General features: G+C 30.6%; 17 protein-coding genes. 6 read left to right on the top strand and 11 right to left on the bottom strand.

Annotation, left to right across the window (positions count from 1 at the left end):
• Positions 1–8 precede the first annotated feature (8 nt).
• The 6 genes from ACH2BP_RS04665 (at position 9) to ACH2BP_RS04640 (ending at position 6,307) form a co-directional block, all read left to right on the top strand.
• On the top strand, positions 9–800 hold the full coding sequence (locus ACH2BP_RS04665; RefSeq protein WP_395057499.1) for a tol-pal system YbgF family protein: 792 nt from the start codon (positions 9–11) through the stop codon (positions 798–800).
• 72 nt (positions 801–872) lie between these two features.
• Positions 873–1,445 carry a 6,7-dimethyl-8-ribityllumazine synthase gene (ribH, locus tag ACH2BP_RS04660; RefSeq protein WP_395057497.1) on the top strand — a complete coding sequence of 191 codons (573 nt, stop codon included), beginning with the start codon at positions 873–875 and terminating at the stop codon, positions 1,443–1,445.
• A 166-nt stretch (positions 1,446–1,611) separates the two neighbouring features.
• The gene (mutL, locus tag ACH2BP_RS04655; protein WP_395057495.1) at positions 1,612–3,453 is read left to right on the top strand and encodes a DNA mismatch repair endonuclease MutL; all 1,842 of its coding nucleotides are present in this window, start codon (positions 1,612–1,614) and stop codon (positions 3,451–3,453) included.
• The gene (locus ACH2BP_RS04650) at positions 3,453–4,193 is read left to right on the top strand and encodes a rhomboid family intramembrane serine protease (RefSeq protein ID WP_395057649.1); all 741 of its coding nucleotides are present in this window, start codon (positions 3,453–3,455) and stop codon (positions 4,191–4,193) included. Before mutL ends, ACH2BP_RS04650 begins: the two co-directional genes overlap by 1 nt.
• Positions 4,194–4,239: 46 nt before the next feature.
• Entirely contained in the window at positions 4,240–5,124 is an 885-nt protein-coding gene (locus ACH2BP_RS04645) for a rhomboid family intramembrane serine protease (protein WP_395057493.1), read from the top strand.
• A gap of 130 nt (positions 5,125–5,254) precedes the next feature.
• Complete coding sequence (locus tag ACH2BP_RS04640) at positions 5,255–6,307, top strand: endonuclease/exonuclease/phosphatase family protein (protein WP_395057491.1); 1,053 nt, start codon at positions 5,255–5,257, stop codon at positions 6,305–6,307.
• Here the strand turns inward: ACH2BP_RS04640 and ACH2BP_RS04635 are convergent.
• The 11 genes from ACH2BP_RS04635 to ACH2BP_RS04585 all read right to left on the bottom strand — a co-directional run bounded on the left by ACH2BP_RS04635 (position 6,304) and on the right by ACH2BP_RS04585 (position 18,440).
• On the bottom strand, positions 6,304–6,918 hold the full coding sequence (locus ACH2BP_RS04635; protein ID WP_395057489.1) for a WbqC family protein: 615 nt from the start codon (positions 6,916–6,918) through the stop codon (positions 6,304–6,306). The two genes, ACH2BP_RS04640 and ACH2BP_RS04635, sit on opposite strands and share 4 nt — an antisense overlap.
• Positions 6,919–7,018: 100 nt before the next feature.
• Positions 7,019–8,557, bottom strand: a complete 1,539-nt coding sequence (gene lepB, locus ACH2BP_RS04630) for a signal peptidase I (protein ID WP_395057487.1) — start codon at positions 8,555–8,557, stop codon at positions 7,019–7,021.
• Between the two features lie 139 nt (positions 8,558–8,696).
• The gene (dapB, locus tag ACH2BP_RS04625; RefSeq protein WP_395057485.1) at positions 8,697–9,401 is read right to left on the bottom strand and encodes a 4-hydroxy-tetrahydrodipicolinate reductase; all 705 of its coding nucleotides are present in this window, start codon (positions 9,399–9,401) and stop codon (positions 8,697–8,699) included.
• A complete protein-coding gene (locus ACH2BP_RS04620) occupies positions 9,401–9,979 on the bottom strand; it encodes a DUF5683 domain-containing protein (RefSeq protein WP_395057483.1) in 579 nt (192 codons plus the stop codon). Before ACH2BP_RS04620 ends, dapB begins: the two co-directional genes overlap by 1 nt.
• Entirely contained in the window at positions 9,979–10,875 is an 897-nt protein-coding gene (locus tag ACH2BP_RS04615; protein ID WP_395057481.1) for a ParB/RepB/Spo0J family partition protein, read from the bottom strand. Before ACH2BP_RS04615 ends, ACH2BP_RS04620 begins: the two co-directional genes overlap by 1 nt.
• 3 nt (positions 10,876–10,878) lie before the next feature.
• Positions 10,879–11,646, bottom strand: a complete 768-nt coding sequence (locus ACH2BP_RS04610) for a ParA family protein (RefSeq protein ID WP_395057479.1) — start codon at positions 11,644–11,646, stop codon at positions 10,879–10,881.
• 230 nt (positions 11,647–11,876) lie between these two features.
• Positions 11,877–12,758, bottom strand: coding sequence for an SDR family oxidoreductase (locus tag ACH2BP_RS04605; RefSeq protein WP_395048110.1), 882 nt, complete (start codon positions 12,756–12,758; stop codon positions 11,877–11,879).
• A gap of 105 nt (positions 12,759–12,863) precedes the next feature.
• Entirely contained in the window at positions 12,864–13,772 is a 909-nt protein-coding gene (locus tag ACH2BP_RS04600) for a hypothetical protein (protein WP_395057477.1), read from the bottom strand.
• On the bottom strand, positions 13,773–16,388 hold the full coding sequence (locus tag ACH2BP_RS04595) for an ATP-binding protein (protein WP_395057475.1): 2,616 nt from the start codon (positions 16,386–16,388) through the stop codon (positions 13,773–13,775). It lies immediately after the preceding gene.
• Positions 16,388–17,608, bottom strand: coding sequence for a DNA cytosine methyltransferase (locus ACH2BP_RS04590; RefSeq protein ID WP_395057473.1), 1,221 nt, complete (start codon positions 17,606–17,608; stop codon positions 16,388–16,390). Before ACH2BP_RS04590 ends, ACH2BP_RS04595 begins: the two co-directional genes overlap by 1 nt.
• Positions 17,609–17,858: 250 nt before the next feature.
• Entirely contained in the window at positions 17,859–18,440 is a 582-nt protein-coding gene (locus ACH2BP_RS04585) for a transposase (protein ID WP_395057471.1), read from the bottom strand.
• Between the last annotated feature and the right edge of the window lie 95 nt (positions 18,441–18,535).

The raw sequence follows: 18,535 nt of genomic DNA, 5'->3' as shown, positions 1-18,535 counted from the left end.
AACTATAAATGGCAACTTATAATAAAAGAGGATATAAAGCTTCAAAACCTGAAGAAGAAAAAGTAGATACTGATGTAAATGATATTGAAAATACAATCAATATTGATGAAAAAGAGAGTAATGTTGCTAATGTTTTAAATACATTAGATGAAACAGCTTCTAAAACGGAAGAATTTGTAGCAAAAAACCAAAATATCATTTTATCTATTGTAGGTGGAATAGCTTTGATTACAGCAGGGTATTTATTGTATAATAAATTTATTTCTGGACCGAAGGAAAGTGAAGCTGCGAGTGATATGTTCCAAGCACAACAATATTTTAAGAAAGCTGTAGAAGGAACTGCAAGCGATTCATTATATAACTTAGCACTAAATGGAGGAGATGGGAAACAAGGTTTTCTTGATATTATCAAATCTCATTCAGGAACAGATGCTGGGAATTTAGCAGAATATTATGCTGGAATGGCTTTATTAAACACAAAGAAATTTCAGGCAGCGATTGATCATTTAGCAAATTTTAAATCAGATGATGCTTTTACAAATGCTATGGCAATTGGTGCAACTGGTGATGCTTATTCAGAGTTAAAAAAACCAGAACAAGCTTTAGAATTTTACGTTAAAGCAGCAGAAAGTAATAAAAATGATGCTACAACACCACGTTTTTTATTAAAAGCAGGTCAAACAGCGATGTCTTTAGGAAAAAAAGAAGAGGCTTTAATATATTTCACAGATATTAAAGACAATTTTGATACAACTCCGGAAGCTCAAAATATCGATGCTTTAATAGGAATGGCACAATAAACTAGATTTTAGATTTTAGATTTCAGATTTTTTCTGAAATCTAAAATCTAAAATCTGCAATCTTAAATAAAGATGGCTACAGCAAATAAAAACTTATCAAATTACGATAAAAACACAATCCCAAACGCGAAAGACTTTCGGTTTGGGATTGTTGTTTCAGAATGGAACGATCATATTACCGAAGGATTATATTCAGGTGTAATTGAAGCGTTAACCGATTGTGGTGCGTTGCACAAAAACATTATTCGTTGGAATGTTCCTGGAAGTTTTGAGCTTATTTACGGAGCAAAAAAAATGATTGAAACACAAAAACCTGATGTAGTAATTACAATAGGTTGCGTGATAAAAGGAGAAACAATGCATTTTGAATTTGTTTGCGAAGGCGTGACTCAAGGTGTAAAAGATTTGAATGTTTTGTCAGATGTACCTACTGTTTTTTGTTTGCTAACCGATAATAGCGAACAACAATCTATCGATAGAAGTGGTGGGATACACGGAAACAAAGGAACTGAAGCCGCTATTGCTGCAATAAAAATGGCTTACTTGAGACAACAAGCTAATTTGGGACATCAGTTTCAAAGTGAAAAATTATTAAGTGCAAATCAGTTACAAATAGAAGGTTTGCCTTTGAAGATTGAGGAGTAAATCTTAATAAATTATAAAAAGAGAAAAACCTACTAGATAATTTTAGTAGGTTTTTATTTTTTTAAGAAATCTTTAATATCAAAATCCAAAACCTTTTCCTTAAATTTGTAAGCGATGGTTTTTAAACTAATACCTTACCTAATAACTCAAAACCTAAAATTCAATAGTGTCAAGCATAATTCAATTACTTCCTGATCATGTTGCCAATCAGATTGCCGCTGGCGAAGTCGTTCAGCGACCGGCATCTGTAGTTAAAGAATTGTTGGAAAATGCTATCGATGCAGGAGCAAGCGATATTAAACTAATTTGTAAAGAAGCAGGAAAAGTATTGGTTCAAGTGATTGATAACGGTAAGGGAATGTCGGTTACCGATGCACGTTTGTGTTTCGAACGTCATGCCACTTCAAAAATTCGTCAAGCAGAAGATTTGTTTGATCTACATACTAAAGGGTTTCGAGGAGAAGCCTTGGCATCTATTGCTGCCATTGCGCATGTAGAAATGAAAACCAAGCAAGACCAAGAAGAATTAGGAACGCATATTATTATTGAAGGCAGTAAATTTGTGTCACAAGATGTTGCTGTTTTGCCTAAAGGAACGTCGTTTTTAGTCAAAAATTTATTTTTTAATATTCCTGCGAGACGTAATTTCCTGAAATCTGATATTGTCGAATTGCGTCATATTATCGATGAATTTCAACGTGTAGCTTTAGCGCATCACAACATACATTTTACTTTTTATCATAACGGAAGCGAATTGTTTAATTTGCCACAATCGAATGCAAGACAACGAATTGTAAATATATTTTCAGGCAAAACCAATGAGAAATTGGTTCCAATTCAGGAAACTACAGATATTGTATCGATACAAGGATTTATAGGAAAACCTGAATTTGCTAAGAAAAATAAAGGAGAACAATTCTTTTTTGTAAACGACCGATTTATAAAAAGTGGCTATCTGCATCATGCTATAATGAATGCATACGAAGGATTACTTCGAGACGGAGCGCAACCGAGTTACTTTTTGTATTTGAATGTGCCTCCACATACTATTGATATTAATATTCATCCCACAAAAACAGAAATTAAATTTGATGACGAACAAGCTTTATACGCTATTTTACGTTCTGCAGCGAAACATAGTTTGGGACAATTTAACGTAGCTCCAGTTTTAGATTTCGAAAGAGATTTTAATCTAGACACACCTTATAGTTATCAAAATAAAGAAGCGGAAACACCAACAATTCAGGTAGATAGTAATTTTAATCCATTTCAAGAAGAAAAAAAACAAGCTAATTTTAGTTATAAACCAAAAACAGAGAATTTGCCGCATTGGGAAAGTTTATATGTTGGCTTAGATACAAAATCGATAGATATTGGCGAGATGAGTTTCGAATCGGAAACGGTTACAAGTTCTTTATTTTCTGATTCGGAAGTAGAAAAAGCACCAACGAAAACCTATCAAATTCATAAAAAATACATTGTAAATCCTATAAAATCGGGTATGTTAATCATAGATCAGCAAAGAGCGCACCAACGCATTTTGTATGAGCAATTTTTGACCAATATCACGATTCATCAAGCCAATAGCCAGCAATTGTTATTTCCAATAACTTTATATTTCTCAGGAAACGAAATCGCATTAATACAAGTAATACAACAATCGTTAGAAAGTACTGGCTTTGTTTTTGAATCTATAAATAAAGACTCGATTGTTATTTCGGGATTACCAGTTACGGTTTCTGAAAGTGAAGTTTCGATTGTTTTAGAGCAATTAGTAAGCGATTTGCAAGACGAAGTTCCGGATAGTAGTTTTAGCCAAATGGATAGTATGGCAAAAAGTATGGCAAGAAGTTTAGCTGTAAAAACAGGTACTTATCTTACCGAAGAAGGGCAAGTAAACCTCGTAAATAATTTATTTGCATGTAAAGAAGCAACAGTTTCTCCTTTTAATAAAACAACTTTTATCACACTCAGTGTAGAAGATTTAGATAAAAAATTTAGTATATGATGAATAATTTGACACCTGCAGTTAAGCAATTACTGATAATTAATATTATATTTTTTCTTGGTAGTATGGCAGTACCAAGTGCCGAAAAACTTTTGGCATTGTATTATTTTGAAAATCCAAGTTTTAAGATTTGGCAACCCCTAACACACATGTTTATGCACGGCGGATTGATGCATATTGCCTTCAATATGTTTGCTTTGGTATCTTTCGGAAGTTTATTAGAAAATATTTGGGGAAGCAAAAAGTTCTTATTTTTTTATTTTTCATGCGGATTAGGAGCGGCTTTAGTTCATTCAGGAATGAATTATTACTACTTTCACGATAGTTTAAATATTTTGACAGCCAACGGAAATTCAGCTACTGATGTTTTAAAAGTTCTAATAGATGGAAAATACAATACTTCTTGGCAAGAAATATTGTCAACTTCACAATTCGATAATTTAATGTCTTCATATTCTGTACCCGCTGTTGGAGCATCAGGAGCAATTTACGGATTATTAATTGCTTTTGCTTTCATGTTTCCAAATGCGGAATTGGCATTAATGTTTATTCCAGTTCCTGTAAAAGCTAAATATTTTGTTCCAGTTTTAGTTGGTTTAGATTTATTTTCAGGTTTAACAGGATATTCGATTTTTGGTGGAGGTGTTGCTCATTTTGCCCATGTTGGTGGTGCATTAATAGGGTTTATTATCATGTGGTATTGGAAGAAAAACTCTTTTAATGACAATCGTTGGAATTAAAAATATCAATGACAATGTCAAAAATCAATATTAATAGAAAAATAAAATGAATATTTTAGACGATTTAAAACTGCAATACAAAAATGGCGATATGGCTACCAAATTAATCTTTTGGAACCTGTTGCTATTTGCTATTCCCGAAATTGTATTTGCTGTTTTGCAGTTGTTTCATATTAAGATCTATTATTTTAATTATGTTGCGCTGTCTAATAATTTCAGTGGTTTAGTGTTAAAACCTTGGACCATTGTTTCGTATTCATTTTTTCATAGCGGATTTTTACATCTTCTTTTTAATATGATTATGCTTCATTTTTCGGGTCGATTGTTCGTTACGTTTTTCACACAAAAGCAATTATTTGGTTTGTATGTTTTGGGAGGCATTTTTGCAGGAATTGTATATTTAGTTTGTTATACGTTTTTACCTTCATTATCTAATCAAAATACACTTTTGGTTGGAGCTTCAGCTTCTGTTATGGCAATTCTTTTTGCTACAATGACTTACCAACCTTTTATGGAAATTCGTTTAGCATTGTTGGGTTCGGTCAAGCTTTGGCATATTGCCATATTGTATCTAGTTGTCGATTTAATTCAGTTGCCTTTAGAAAATACTGGCGGACATTTATCACATCTTGGTGGTGCTTTATTCGGATTTGTATATATTAAATTATTACAAAACGGAACTGATTTAACCCGAGGTTTCAATACAATAATCGATTGGTTTGCCAGTTTGTTTTCACCAAAAAAAGCAACACCATTTAAGAAAGTACATCGAAACCCAAAGCCTATAAACGTTGCTAAAACAGCGAGCAAAATTGTGACAAAAGACAAAACACAACAACAAATTGACGAAATTTTAGATAAGATTAGCAAATCAGGTTATGATAGTTTGACAGCCGACGAAAAAGAATTTTTGTTTAAAGCTGGAAAATAGACAAATTTCATAAAGTCAAATGTCGAAAGTATGGATTGCTTTATATTTTTACTTTCGACATTTGACTTTAAGACTTTCGACTTAAAGATATAAATCGTTTATTTGTGTTGGAATTCAATAAAGTAAGAAAATGAAGAACCTCTCTTGGTTTAATAAATTAGCTTTTTTTTGTAATATAGTTTTAACTATATTGACTTTTCTTGCTTATTTTTCACCATTTTTGGCGCCTAATTGGTTTCCATTTTTATCGGTTCTCACATTAATTTTACCTTTATTTTTAATAGTAAACGGTTTGTTTTTTGTGTATTGGTTTCTGCAGTTCAAGAGGCAAATGGTTTTGTCAGGATTAGTGCTTATTTTAGGAATTACGTTTATCAGTAAATTTTATAAATTCTCATCAAAAGACATAGAAACTTCAGATAAAGATTTTGTTGTGATGAGTTATAATGTCCGATTGTTGAATCTTTTCGACTGGATTCCAAGAGATAATGTAGCACAAGATATTTTATATTTTGTAAACGAAAACAATCCAGATGTGTTGTGTATTCAGGAATATTCGACTTCTGCTTCTGCTAAAATTGACTTAAAAATATATCCATACCGAGCGATATTCATGCACGGAAATAAAATACGAACAGGACAAGCAATTTTTTCTAAATTTCCTATTGTAAACGAAGGCGAATTGGCTTTTCCAGAATCTAATAATAATGCGATTTTTGCCGATTTAAAAATAGGGAAGGACTTAGTGAGAGTTTACAATATACATTTACAATCAATAAAAATTTCGCCCGATGTTAAGGAAATTAATGAAAATGTGGAAGGAATCAATCAAGAAAAATCTCAAATTATTTTTAATCGAATCAGTGAAGCTTTCAAAAAGCAACAGCAACAAGGTGAGATTATTATGAACCATAAAAAGTCATGCAAATACCCAATTGTAATTTGTGGTGATATGAATAATAGTGCCTTTTCTTATGTTTACCGAAGTATAAAAGGAAATATGCAAGATTGTTTTGAAGAAGCAGGAAAAGGATTTGGACAAACATATAGTTTTAAATATTATCCTGCACGTATCGATTATATTTTTGCAGATAGCAAAATGCGTGTAAAAAGCTTTACTAATTTTCCTGATTTTGTAAACTCAGACCATCTTCCAGTAATGACTAGATTGTCTATTGATTAAAGCTGCAACGTTTGATTTTTTAAATAATCTAACGCAAATCGTCCTTCGTTAAACAACAAATCTAAAATGCTGAGATTGTTTATAAAACCTTGTTTTTCTTGAAATACTTGAGTGTAAGAATTAAAAGTATTGTTGTCTTTTTTCCCGTTTGCTAATACTCTAAAATCATCTAAACCATTTACTTCATGAAAATATTCGATGGTTTTTTGTGGTGTAAAATCAAGTTTCAAACATTTTGAAACAATTTCGATGGTTTCAATATTTAAATCCATCAAAAAAGTATGTTTTTTTGTAAAAATCGGCATCAATGCATCTTCATAATATTCAAAAAAAGGAGAATTTCTGTAAGAAGCTTCTAATGTTTTAAAATGTTGTTTTTGCCAATCGAAAGTAGTTTCCAACTTTACATCTTTGGTCATTTGCTTACTATTCGAGTTTTTTACAGGAATATTTAGCATAAAAGCTCCGTTTGGACTATACAAATACATTCTGTTTCTGTTGGTTTGCTTCTGGAAATTATCTTCCATTTCAAAAGTTACAGAATCAGCTTTTGCTATCGCCACAAAATTACTAATAGATGGAAAATATGTTGGGTGTATGAGAATGTTCATTCGGTTATAATATGTCTAAAGTTTGAAAGACATAAAGTCGAAAGTCTTGAAGCTCCAGTATTAACTCTAGCTTTATGACTTTCGACTTTAAGACTTGGGACTATTTTTTTCTTTTTCTAAAATAATCAAATCCAAACCAGCCTACTAAAAGTATTAAGAAATATTTGAAGTAAGAAGTTGGCTGCCCGTCTCCGCCAACAGTGCAAAACAATCTGTCCCAACGAATTTTATCGATGGCTTGTGACCAAGGCAAATTAGGATCGATACTCCACCATATAAATACAGGTTTTCCAACTACGTGATCAAACGGAACAAATCCCCAATAACGACTGTCCTCAGAGTTTGGTCTGTTATCTCCCATCATCCAGTAATAATCTTGTTGGAAAGTATAGTTTGTTGCAGGTTTGTCATTTATAAATATTTGACCGCCTTTTTCTTCCAATTTATTTCCTTCATAAACAGTAATTAATCTTCTATAAAAAGGCAATGACTCTTTGTTTAAAGCCACAGTTTTTCCAGCTTCAGGTATATATATTGGACCATAATTGTCGATATTCCAGTTTTGATTATGAGGAAAAACTGCCAAATCTGGTTTTGTATTTATGTTCTTTGTTACCGATTTTACACCTGTTATTTGTCTTACTTTAGCTGCTGCTTCATCAGTTACTGCTCTAAATAAATAAGTGTTTTCGGCTATAGCATAAACACCATCTGTAATTTGTAAATCTTGCATGATGTATTTTCCATCAAGAACAGATCCATCGGTAACAACCGTATAAGAATATTGAATTTTTGATCTTTCAGGGAGAATTAATCGTTTGTTATTTATGTAAACATCTCCGTTTTTTATCGAAAGATTATCTCCAGCAATTCCCTGACAACGTTTTACATAATTTGTTCTTTTGTCTAGAGGTTTGTCTACATGTCGTTTAGAAGTGTCAAAAAACCTATAAACCGTATCATTTGGCCAGTTAAAAACTACAATATCATTTCGCTTGATGGCTTCTAAACCTGGGAATCTAAATGAAGGTAATTGTGGCCAACTAAGGTAAGATTTCGTTCCAATTAGAGGAATACTATCATGCACCATTGGTAAAGCAACGGCTGTTTTAGGCGTTCTTGCTCCGTAATGAAATTTGCTTACAAATAGGAAATCACCAATTAATAAAGATTTTTCTAACGATGCAGAAGGAATATTAAAAGGTTGTAATACATAACTGTGAACCATGGTTGCTACTACGATAGCAAATAATAAAGAGCTTATAGTATCTCCAGTTTTTGTAGTCGCAACTAAACTTCTGTCGCGTTTGTAAGTTGCCTCTTCGAAATAATTGATGTAATAAATATAAAAACCTAAAGTTACCACACCAAGTATGGTGTCTTTAGTCGTGTTTTTGCCAAAACTTCTTAAAGTTTCTACCCAAACAACGATAAACATAATTAAGTTTACAATTGGTACAAATAATAAAGCTGTCCACCATGTTGGGCGGTTTATAATTTTCATTAAAATGATGGCGTTGTACACAGGAATGGCTGCTTCCCATGATTTTCTACCTGCTTTTTCGTATAATTTCCATGTCCCTAAATAATGCACTACTTGAAGTACTAGGAAAAAGATAAACCATTGTAATATTGTCATAATTCTGATTGTTTGATTATTAGATTTTTAGACTTCTTAGATTATATTAAAGTTTTAAATATCTAAATTTTATTAATTTCTTTTGTTTTATATTCTCTGTTTATCGATTATTTTCTAATGATCTATGAAGTCTAAAAATCTAACGATCTAAATTCAAGACATCTTTCATTGTAAAAACACCTTTTTTATTCACAAGCCATTCGGCAGCGATAACGGCTCCAAGCGCAAAACCTTCACGGTTGTGAGCAGTATGCTTTATTTCTATTTGGTCTACACTAGAGTCATAAAAGATACTGTGTGTGCCAGGTACATTTTCTATTCGTTTGGCATCAATATATATCTGATTCTCGATTGGTTTTTCTATAGTCCAACTAGTATAATCAGAATTTTCGATAACCCCTTTGGCTAGTGAAATTGCTGTTCCACTTGGTGCATCTAACTTTTGCGTGTGGTGTATTTCTTCCATCGATACTTTGTATTGATTAAATTTTGACATCATTTTTGCCAAATAATTATTCAATTCAAAGAAAATGTTTACACCCAAACTAAAATTAGATCCGTATATAAAACTTCCGTTTTTTTCCTCGCAAAGCGAAACCATTTCGTTATAATGTTCTAACCAACCTGTGGTACCACATACTACTGGTATATTAGTATCAAAACATTGTTTTATGTTACAAACGGCACTATCTGGTATGCTAAAATCGATAGCAACATCTGCGATTTCAAGGCCTTCATAGGTTGACGTGCTTGATTTTTGTAGTACAATTTCATGACCACGTTCTAAAGCAATTCGTTCTATGACCTGGCCCATTTTACCGTAACCTAATAATGCAATTTTCATTAAAAATTATAATTTAAAGTTAACCCTAAATTTTGAGTATAGTCAGTATCATTTTTATATATATCTGGTCTAACGGTTAATTTTCCATTTACATTAAATTGGCGTAAATGACCGTCAACATTAGCATCAACAATATTTAAAATATATAGCGCAACAGTTACAAGCAAAGACAAATCTTTTTGACGTTGAAATTGTTTTTGTGCAATAATTAGTTTTTCTTCACTTAAATATACACCACCAGTGTTTTGATTATTAAACGCATCGGTACTTTGCGTGCCTAAAAGCAATCTTTCTTTGTAAGCATCACGATATTCGGTGTATTTTTTTTTGTTCCAAGAGTAAGCATAAATTCCTGTTCCAATAGCTGCAAAAACAACAGGTACTTTCCAGTACTTTTTATTGTAAGCTTGTCCTAATCCGGGTAAAAGTGCCGAATAAAAAGCAGCTTTTGCAGGAGCTAATGGGTTAATTTTTGTTGATGTAGTGTCTAAAGTAATTAGTTTTAAATCATCTTGGCTAAATCCAGAAAAATTTCCGAAAACAGTGACAAAAAACACTATGTAAAACCAATTTTTCACTAACCTTTTATTAGTTTGATAATTCTATTAAAATCTTCTTCAGAGTGAAAAGGAATTGTAATTTTCCCTTTTCCGTTCCCAGCTACTTTTACATCTACTTTAGTACCAAAATAATCATTAAATGATTTTTTCTCATTGTCATTAATTTCAAATGACGATGATTTTACTGTAGATTCCGTTTTTGGTTTTAAACTTTCTTGGTAGTTTTTTACCAATGCTTCGGTTTCACGAACTGAAAGGTTCTGACTGACAATTTTTTGGTAAATATCAGTTTGAATGTCATGATTTTCGACATTTATAATCGCACGACCGTGTCCCATAGAGATAAATCCGTCGCGTATACCTGTTTGAATAATTGGATCTAATTTTAATAAACGCAAATAGTTAGCCACTGTCGAACGTTTTTTACCCACACGATCACTCATTTGTTCTTGTGTAAGTTGAATTTCGTCGATTAATCTTTGGTATGATAAAGCAATTTCGATTGGATCTAAGTCATGACGTTGAATATTTTCGACCAAAGCCATGGTTAATGATTCATTATCATCGGCCAAACGAATATAAGCGGGAACAGTTGTTAAACCTACAATTTTTGAGGCACGCAAACGACGTTCTCCAGAAATTAATTGGTATTTATTAAACTCTGTTTTACGAACTGTAATGGGTTGAATCACACCTAATTCTCTAATAGAAGTAGCCAATTCTTGTAAAGAATCTTCATTAAAATTAGTTCTAGGTTGAAACGGATTTATTTCGATAAGATCTAACTCTAATTCGATAATATTTCCAACAACTTTATCTGCATTTTTATCTTTAACAGAGGTAATATCATTTTCTGGATCTTTCAATAAAGCGGAAAGACCACGACCCATTGCTTGTTTTTTTGCTAGTGCCATATATTATTTAGCATTTTTTTTAATAATTTCGTGAGCCAAACTCAAATAATTTGCAGCTCCTTTACTTGTTGCATCATAGTTTATGATACTTTCTCCGTAACTTGGTGCTTCACTCAACTTAGTATTTCTCTGGATAATAGTTTCAAAAACCATATTGTTAAAGTGTTTTTGAACTTCTTCAACCACCTGATTCGATAATCGAAGGCGAGAATCATACATCGTTAGCAATAAACCTTCAATATCTAATTCTGGATTGTGTATTTTTTGAACACTTTTTATCGTGTTTAATAATTTACCCAAACCTTCCAAAGCAAAATATTCACACTGAATAGGAATCACCACAGAATCTGCCGATGTTAATGCATTCAGAGTTAATAAACCCAATGATGGCGCACAATCTATAATAATATAATCGTATTTGTCTTTAACAGAAGCCAAGGCTTGTTTAAGCATATACTCTCTGTTTTCTTTGTCGACAAGTTCGATTTCGATAGCGACTAAGTCGATATGAGCAGGAATTACATCTACATTTGGTGCCGAACTTTTTATAATAGCTTCTTCAGGCGTATTGCTGTGTTCGAGAATTTGGTAAGTTCCAATCTCGACATTATCTACATCAATTCCCAATCCAGAACTGGCATTTGCCTGTGGATCAGCATCAATTAATAAGACTTTTTGTTCTAAAACACCTAGAGATGCTGCTAAGTTTATAGATGTTGTGGTTTTTCCAACACCACCTTTTTGATTAGCAATTGCAATGATTTTACCCATTTTATTTTTGAAATTTTGAGTCGTAAAAATACAATTTTTTATGAGTTTAGGAAATCTTATTTGTTAACAAAATTGCAAAGTTTATAGATTACTGTTTTTAGGAGCCAATCCAGCTATCCACTATATCTTTTTGTATCGCCGAAAAGGCTTGATAAAAAGGATATCGTTCCTATGTGGGCTAAAAAAAAGAGATCTTTTTGGGATCTCTTTTTTTAAATTTACGATATTCTTTATTTATTCTTTTTTGCTTTAATCATCATTTCTAACTGATCCCAAAGTTCTTTAGGAATTGCAGACAAATCGTTAAATTGTCCAGCACCTTGCAACCATTCACCACCATCTATAGTTACAACTTCACCATTTATATATGCTGAGAAATCAGAAACTAAATAAGCAGCTAAATTGGCTAATTCTTGGTGTTCACCATTGCGTCGCAACGGAACTCTTTTTGAAGTATCAAATTTTTCGGCAAGATCTCCAGGTAATAATCTGTCCCAAGCACCTTTTGTAGGAAATGGTCCAGGCGCAATAGCGTTCATACGGATTCCGTATTTTGCCCATTCTACAGCTAGACTTCTAGTCATGGCAAGAACACCAGCTTTTGCCGTAGCACTTGGCACCACATAAGCAGAACCTGTCCAAGCATAAGTAGTCACAATATTTAAAACATTACAATTGGTTTGTTTGGTATCTATCCAATGTTTTCCGAAAGCTAACGTACAGTTTTTTGAACCTTTTAGTACAATATCTATTACGGTATCAAAAGCATTTGCCGATAATCTTTCGGTAGGAGAGATAAAGTTTCCAGCAGCATTGTTTAACAAAACATCTACACGACCAAAAGTTTTTAGAACCTCTGCCAACATCGCTTCTACTTGGTCATAATGACGGACATCACATTGCAATGGCAAGCATTTTCCGCCAGTTTCAGTTTCTAATTCTTTGGCTGTATTTTGTAATTTTTCTAAGTCACGAGAAGTAATGGCTACTTTTGCACCTAATTCTAGAAAATATTTTGTCATGGCTTTACCCAAGCCACTTCCGCCACCAGTTACTACAATTACTTTGTCTGAAAGCGCATTATCACGAAGCATTTTTGCTGAAAAATTCATAGTTTTTATTTTTGATTTTCAAATGTAGTAAAAATATTTATTATGCACGCATAGTAAATAAAAATTTCTGTGTTTTTTGATGTGATTTTGGGAGTGGGTAAATAATTAAAATTTAGATTGAAGATTATCTAAATTTTTTTTATGTAATATTATTTTTTTTCTAATGTCTTTACACAAATTTTCATCAAAATTTATTCCTTCTTCTTTATATTTAAAATATTTCCTTCCATTTTCGTCTTCTTCCAAGATTGCATGAGCAAATTTATTTCTAATTGAATTAATACTTTCTTTATAATCATCTGAAAAATCTTGGATATCATCAAAACTCTCAATTATCTTTTTTAAAGTTTGAATTTTATAATCTGAACTAAATATAAAATTGTCTTTTGTTAAATTTTTAAAACTAGCTTTCTCTCTACATTGGTTTACTACTTCATTTTTACGGTCGAATAATTCATTAAGTTGATCATAAATCGAATTAGAAAGTTCTAAAAGATTTATATTCTCATTTGTGAAAGAAGAGTTTATGATCTCTAACATTTGAGCATCCAAGCTACTAGTTTCATGCATTATCATTCCACGCATATTAACAATATGTTGAAACTTCCTAATGGTTAGATTTATTAAGGCTATTATTTCAGAAACTAATATTTCAGAGTGTCTACCAACTTTTTTATTAGTCTCTAAAAATGTAATTCTACTGATTTTATCAGTGTCTTTTAAGTCTGCTTGCGCTGTGTAAAAAAGAATTTCAGTAAATATTGCGTTTTCAGGTTTTCTTATTTCTTCAACAACTTTATCTCCATTTAAGGTTTCAGTTAAATGAAAATCTGTTAAAATTAAATCATAAGAATTATTTAAGTTAGAATAAAAATCTTCAATTTTAGAACAAGTTATAATTAGCGGATTAAATCCTTCATTCATAAGATGTTCTTCAATCTCAAGTATTAATTCATCATCGATGAAGTCTTGAATTTTATCATCTAACCAAAGTATTTTATATTCTATTTTCATTTATAGCTGAATTATAATTTTTGTACCATTTCTAAACTCTCTATCTATGTAAACTTCCCCACTGAGATTTTTTACTATTTCTGATACTTGGAATAAACCAATTCCAGATCCATTTGTAGTAGTTTCTCCAAAATCAAATGCTTTATCAATAATATTTGAATTTATTCCGACACCATTATCCTCAAATTCTATATTTAATTTATTATCATTTTTAAAAGCTCTTATTTTTATTTTAGTTGCATTAGCTTTTTCGGAATTATTGATTAAATTATCAATAAGAGTTGATATTTCAAGAGGTTTTAAATCAATTATAAAATTGATGTCATTAGAAAAGTCAATTATAAATTCTTCGATTTTTGAATCGATGATTGAACTTTCATTTATATAAATTTCATCTAAATATTCTTTTATAAAATTTAGAATATCTGTTTTAATTTCGGTTGCTTTTAAATTAAAATTTGCTTTAGTAATAAAATTTGCAATGGAATTTATTTTTGAAGCTTCTAAAGAAATAACAGAAATGTGTTTTTTTGTTTTTTCATCTAAATTACTTTTTTTCAAATGCTCAACTAGCAATTTTACATTTCTTTCAATTCGACTGGAGGAATGAAAAATTTGATGTTGAAGTCCAACTATTCGCTCTTTATCAGTTCCAATTAAAGCACCTTTAAAAATCCCTTTTTTTTGCTCAAAGACAAGTTCTTCTTCAATTAACTTTTTCTCGGCTTTAACTTTTTCAGTTTCTTTTTCGGCTTCAACAAATTTTATTTCAGCACTATCTTTCTCGGCCTTTAAACCTTCAATTATTTTCTCTTGTTTTTCTCGTTCTAATTTTTCTCGTTCTAATTGGTTCCTTAAATCTTCAATTATTTTGGTTTGTTTTCCGATTGTATCTTTAAATAATTGCAATTCTGCGATAGCCTTTGTAGTTGCATCGTTTGTATTATATTTAGATAAATCATTAATCTGTTTTTCTAGGTCTTTATTATCAAGAGCTTTTTTTAGAAGAATGCGATTTAATGTTTCTCCGTCAATTTTTTTGTTTTCAAAATCAGAAATTAATTGCTCAAATTCTCTTTCAGCATTAAGTTTTTCTTCTTCAATTTTATTTAAAATTAAATCCTCATTGATATAGAGCTCTAAAACATTATCTGCTTTTGCAGAAATTATCGAATGAATACTTTCGTAAACCCTCCTCTTTTTAGTTATATCATCTTCTCTGAAGATTAATTCATCTTCATTAATATCTCCTCTGATTATTTTATTTTCAATTTCTTTCAGTTTCGGATCATCTTTATCGTAAAAAGAACTATCCCAAGAAAGACCATTAACAATATATCTTTCTAATCTTCTAAAAGATTTAAAAAAATATCCGTCAGTATCAGTTAAAGCCTTATAGCTCTCATCTCTTCTTACTCCTTCACGACTTGATACAATTTGAAAATCATTATCATTATCTAATATTTCTATTCTACCAACTAAATCCCTTGTTCCCAAAAAGCGTGCATATCCTTGACCTTTTCTTTGTTCTAAGCCTAACCAATCATTACCATCTTCCCCATATGGAGTTACTCTAAATCCATTCATAAATAAATAGATTGAACCATAATCAACAGGACGTACTCCTGTTTGTTTTGTGAAAAATGATTTTGTATAAGTGTTTAAATAGTATAAAATCACTTTTATGTCTTTAATTTTTGGATAAAAAACATTCTTTTCTTTAATCCAAAAAATAGTTTGTCCTTTATCTTTTAATATTGTGAATATGACTTTCCCATCATCAATAATTTCACTTTCGACGCTTGTAGTTTTGAAATCTAATTTTTCGAAAATAGTATTTTCTATTTTTCCAATAAATTTTTCGTGTTCTTCTTTTTTATTATTTTCTTCAATGAATTCAGGAGCATTTAAAAAAATACCAAAATCATTTTTTTCAAATGCTTGATTTGGATTGATTAATTTTTCAAGATATTTTTTAAGATTTACTAGTTTATCAGTATTCCAGTTTCTTGCATCTTTTGTTTCATAAACCCAATTACTTCTTAGTTTGATGATTTCTAATAAAACTCCTTGCTCAAAAGCTTCAATATTCCTATTTGTTAATTCAGTTTTTGTTAAAGTTTCGTAATCTAAATCAATACTTTGAATTTCTTTGGTATTGTCATCAATTTCAAACTTTTTCCAATCAATTTTTAAAAGTAAATAATCGTCAGAGTTTCTTTTTTTTGTATAAAGATTTAAATATTCTCCTAATCTATCACAAGAAAATCTTCCAACTCCTTTTGCTCCTGCCATCATTCTATTATGTTGGCGATTATTAGATTTTTTTTCAGAATAGGCAATGTTTAACCATTTATTTTGAATGTCATTCAAATCCATTCCTAAACCATTATCTTTGATAATAAGCCTAGATGTTTTGTCTGAAAATTCAACAACGGCATTGTCGTCATTTCCTTTAAGATTCAAATATTGTACTTCTACTTTTTTAGCATCAGCATCAAACGAATTTTTGACTAATTCTAAAATAGCAATATTGTCATCATTGATAAGGTCTTTACCAATAATACTTTTTAATTGAATGTTAGTTTTAAAATGTAACTTGTTGCTATCGCTCATTAACTAATTAGTTGTTTAAGAATCAATCCACTTTGTTCGCTAAAAAGAGGCGGAATTGCATTTCCAATTTGAGTGTATCTTGGTACTTCTTGTGTTCTTAATTTTCCACCTGTTGTATATTTTCCTTGAAATTTGTACCAATCAGGAAAAGATTGAATTCTTGCATATTCTCTAACAGTTAATATGCGCGGTTCGGAATAATGAATGTAATCATCTGGCAAAGTGGTTATTGTAGGTGTTTTGTCTATGCTATTCAGAGGAATAACAGTACGTTTTTTAATACTATATTTCTCTTGAATTGATTTGCTTATGTTTAAATTTCGTCTGTCTTTGGTTTCTTCCAGAATGTTTTTAAATCTTTCGATAATTATTGAAGAGTGTTTTGGAAAACGGTGACTATCAGCAATTTTATTACTTACACCTTCGCGCATTAGTTTTTGATAATTACCTTTTTCTTTTCCATAAATACCAGATTGAAAACTTGGATATTCAGGAGTTTCTTCTAATCCGTTTCTCTTGAATAAATCGGAAATCGCGTCTTGAAGATTAGTATTTGTGTTTAATCCTTTTTCTTTTAAAAAATCAAATTTATTGTTTTCTAAGGAATTGAAAAAAGCTTCTGCCTTTTCTTGTGTAGCATTTTTTAAAGTTTTCTTAATTCCTATAAGAATAAAACGAGTTCTTTTTTGAGGAACTCCATAATCTCCAAAATTCACTAATTGACCTTTTACATAATATCCTGCATCATCAAGTTTTTGAGTAACTTGTGAGGAATAGGCAACTCCTTTTTCTTTATTTTTTTTAAATTCCATTGTAAAACCTTTTACATTTTCGAAGAAAATAATTTTTGGTTCTACAATTTTCACAAAATTAATATAAGAATTAATTAAGTCATTTCTTAAATCATATTCATTACGTTTTCCTGCCATAGAAAAACCTTGACAAGGCGGTCCTCCCGCTATCATTGTCACTTTTCCTTTTAGTTTTTCAAGTTGAGATTTATATTCTTTTAAAACTTCATTTATTTCATGAGGTTTCTGAGGTAACCATTGAGGCCAATTGAAATGGTCTTTTTGATTTATTAAATTATATTCAAGTGTTTTAAATGCATCTGGACTTTTTTCAATAGCGAAAACACCTTTCCATCCAGACTGATGTAAACCTAATGAAAGTCCACCACAGCCAGCAAATAAATCGATGTAAGTTAATTTTTTCGACATAAAAAAATGTTTATTAGCAAAAGTATTGATAAAAAATTTCTTTAATACAAGAAAAATAGAAATATAATGATTTTTTTTAATTTTTTTTATAAAAAAAACACCAACTTTTCAGTCAGTGTTTTTATAATTATTTATTTCTATTTATTTTAATCTGCCAATAAAACTTCCAAAATACTAATCGCAGCTTCACTAATTTTGGTTTTTCGGTTTCTACACCTGACAGGTTTTAAAAACCTGTCAGGTGTCAAATTTAAATTCCTAATATTGTTTCAATTGAAAAATCATTATTTTTTAATTCATGAACATATTTGAAATTTTCTATATCTTCAAATATTTCAATAACTTCTTTTCTTTTAAGTTTTGTTGGTTTATCTGAGAGGCAAGTAATATAAGAACTCCAAGGATAATTTAAAGGATGGTCGCAAATATTATGATGTACAGGATTATTATGAATGTATGCTATAACATTTTGAAAATATTTATTATGATTTATTTCTTTTCTTCTAAAAGGTCTTTCAAAAAGAGAGCCATGTCTGTTATAACTTTTGTTAAAAGCTTTCGTGTATGCATTAAATAAATTTGAAAAAGATTGTGAAGGTTGGATTTTCTTTTCAGTATCTATTTCGTCAACATCTTTTATTCTAACCAAAAAATGAAAATGATTTTTCATTAAACACCAAGCATAAGTTTCGGCTATCGGGTCAATATGTGTGTCATATAATCTTAGGAAATACTCATGATTGTCATTCTCTTTAAAAATAGTATCACTATTTATACCTCGATTGTATATGTGATAATATTTTCCGTTTTCTAGTGGCTGAAAGTCTTGCATATAATTTAGTTACAGGTTTTCAAAACCATTTTATTTTTTAAAATTATTTTCCATCAAATCTTAATCGCTAAATAATTTCTACACCTGACAGGTTT

It is taken from the genome of Flavobacterium sp., from assembly GCF_043756175.1.
In the GTDB taxonomy this organism is placed as follows: Bacteria; Bacteroidota; Bacteroidia; order Flavobacteriales; family Flavobacteriaceae; genus Flavobacterium.
This window is presented reverse-complemented; position numbering and strand designations above follow the sequence as displayed.

What these genes read in the sequence shown, in the direction of transcription:
- ACH2BP_RS04665 (WP_395057499.1), top strand. Translation starts at nt 9, where the DNA reads ATGGCAACTTATAATAAAAGAGGATATAAAGCTTCAAAACCTGAAGAA.
- ribH (WP_395057497.1), top strand. Translation starts at nt 873, where the DNA reads ATGGCTACAGCAAATAAAAACTTATCAAATTACGATAAAAACACAATC.
- ACH2BP_RS04650 (WP_395057649.1), top strand. Translation starts at nt 3,453, where the DNA reads ATGAATAATTTGACACCTGCAGTTAAGCAATTACTGATAATTAATATT.
- ACH2BP_RS04645 (WP_395057493.1), top strand. Translation starts at nt 4,240, where the DNA reads ATGAATATTTTAGACGATTTAAAACTGCAATACAAAAATGGCGATATG.
- ACH2BP_RS04640 (WP_395057491.1), top strand. Translation starts at nt 5,255, where the DNA reads ATGAAGAACCTCTCTTGGTTTAATAAATTAGCTTTTTTTTGTAATATA.
- ACH2BP_RS04635 (WP_395057489.1), bottom strand. Translation starts at nt 6,918, where the DNA reads ATGAACATTCTCATACACCCAACATATTTTCCATCTATTAGTAATTTT.
- lepB (WP_395057487.1), bottom strand. Translation starts at nt 8,557, where the DNA reads ATGACAATATTACAATGGTTTATCTTTTTCCTAGTACTTCAAGTAGTG.
- dapB (WP_395057485.1), bottom strand. Translation starts at nt 9,401, where the DNA reads ATGAAAATTGCATTATTAGGTTACGGTAAAATGGGCCAGGTCATAGAA.
- ACH2BP_RS04615 (WP_395057481.1), bottom strand. Translation starts at nt 10,875, where the DNA reads ATGGCACTAGCAAAAAAACAAGCAATGGGTCGTGGTCTTTCCGCTTTA.
- ACH2BP_RS04610 (WP_395057479.1), bottom strand. Translation starts at nt 11,646, where the DNA reads ATGGGTAAAATCATTGCAATTGCTAATCAAAAAGGTGGTGTTGGAAAA.
- ACH2BP_RS04605 (WP_395048110.1), bottom strand. Translation starts at nt 12,758, where the DNA reads ATGAATTTTTCAGCAAAAATGCTTCGTGATAATGCGCTTTCAGACAAA.
- ACH2BP_RS04600 (WP_395057477.1), bottom strand. Translation starts at nt 13,772, where the DNA reads ATGAAAATAGAATATAAAATACTTTGGTTAGATGATAAAATTCAAGAC.
- ACH2BP_RS04595 (WP_395057475.1), bottom strand. Translation starts at nt 16,388, where the DNA reads ATGAGCGATAGCAACAAGTTACATTTTAAAACTAACATTCAATTAAAA.
- ACH2BP_RS04590 (WP_395057473.1), bottom strand. Translation starts at nt 17,608, where the DNA reads ATGTCGAAAAAATTAACTTACATCGATTTATTTGCTGGCTGTGGTGGA.
- ACH2BP_RS04585 (WP_395057471.1), bottom strand. Translation starts at nt 18,440, where the DNA reads ATGCAAGACTTTCAGCCACTAGAAAACGGAAAATATTATCACATATAC.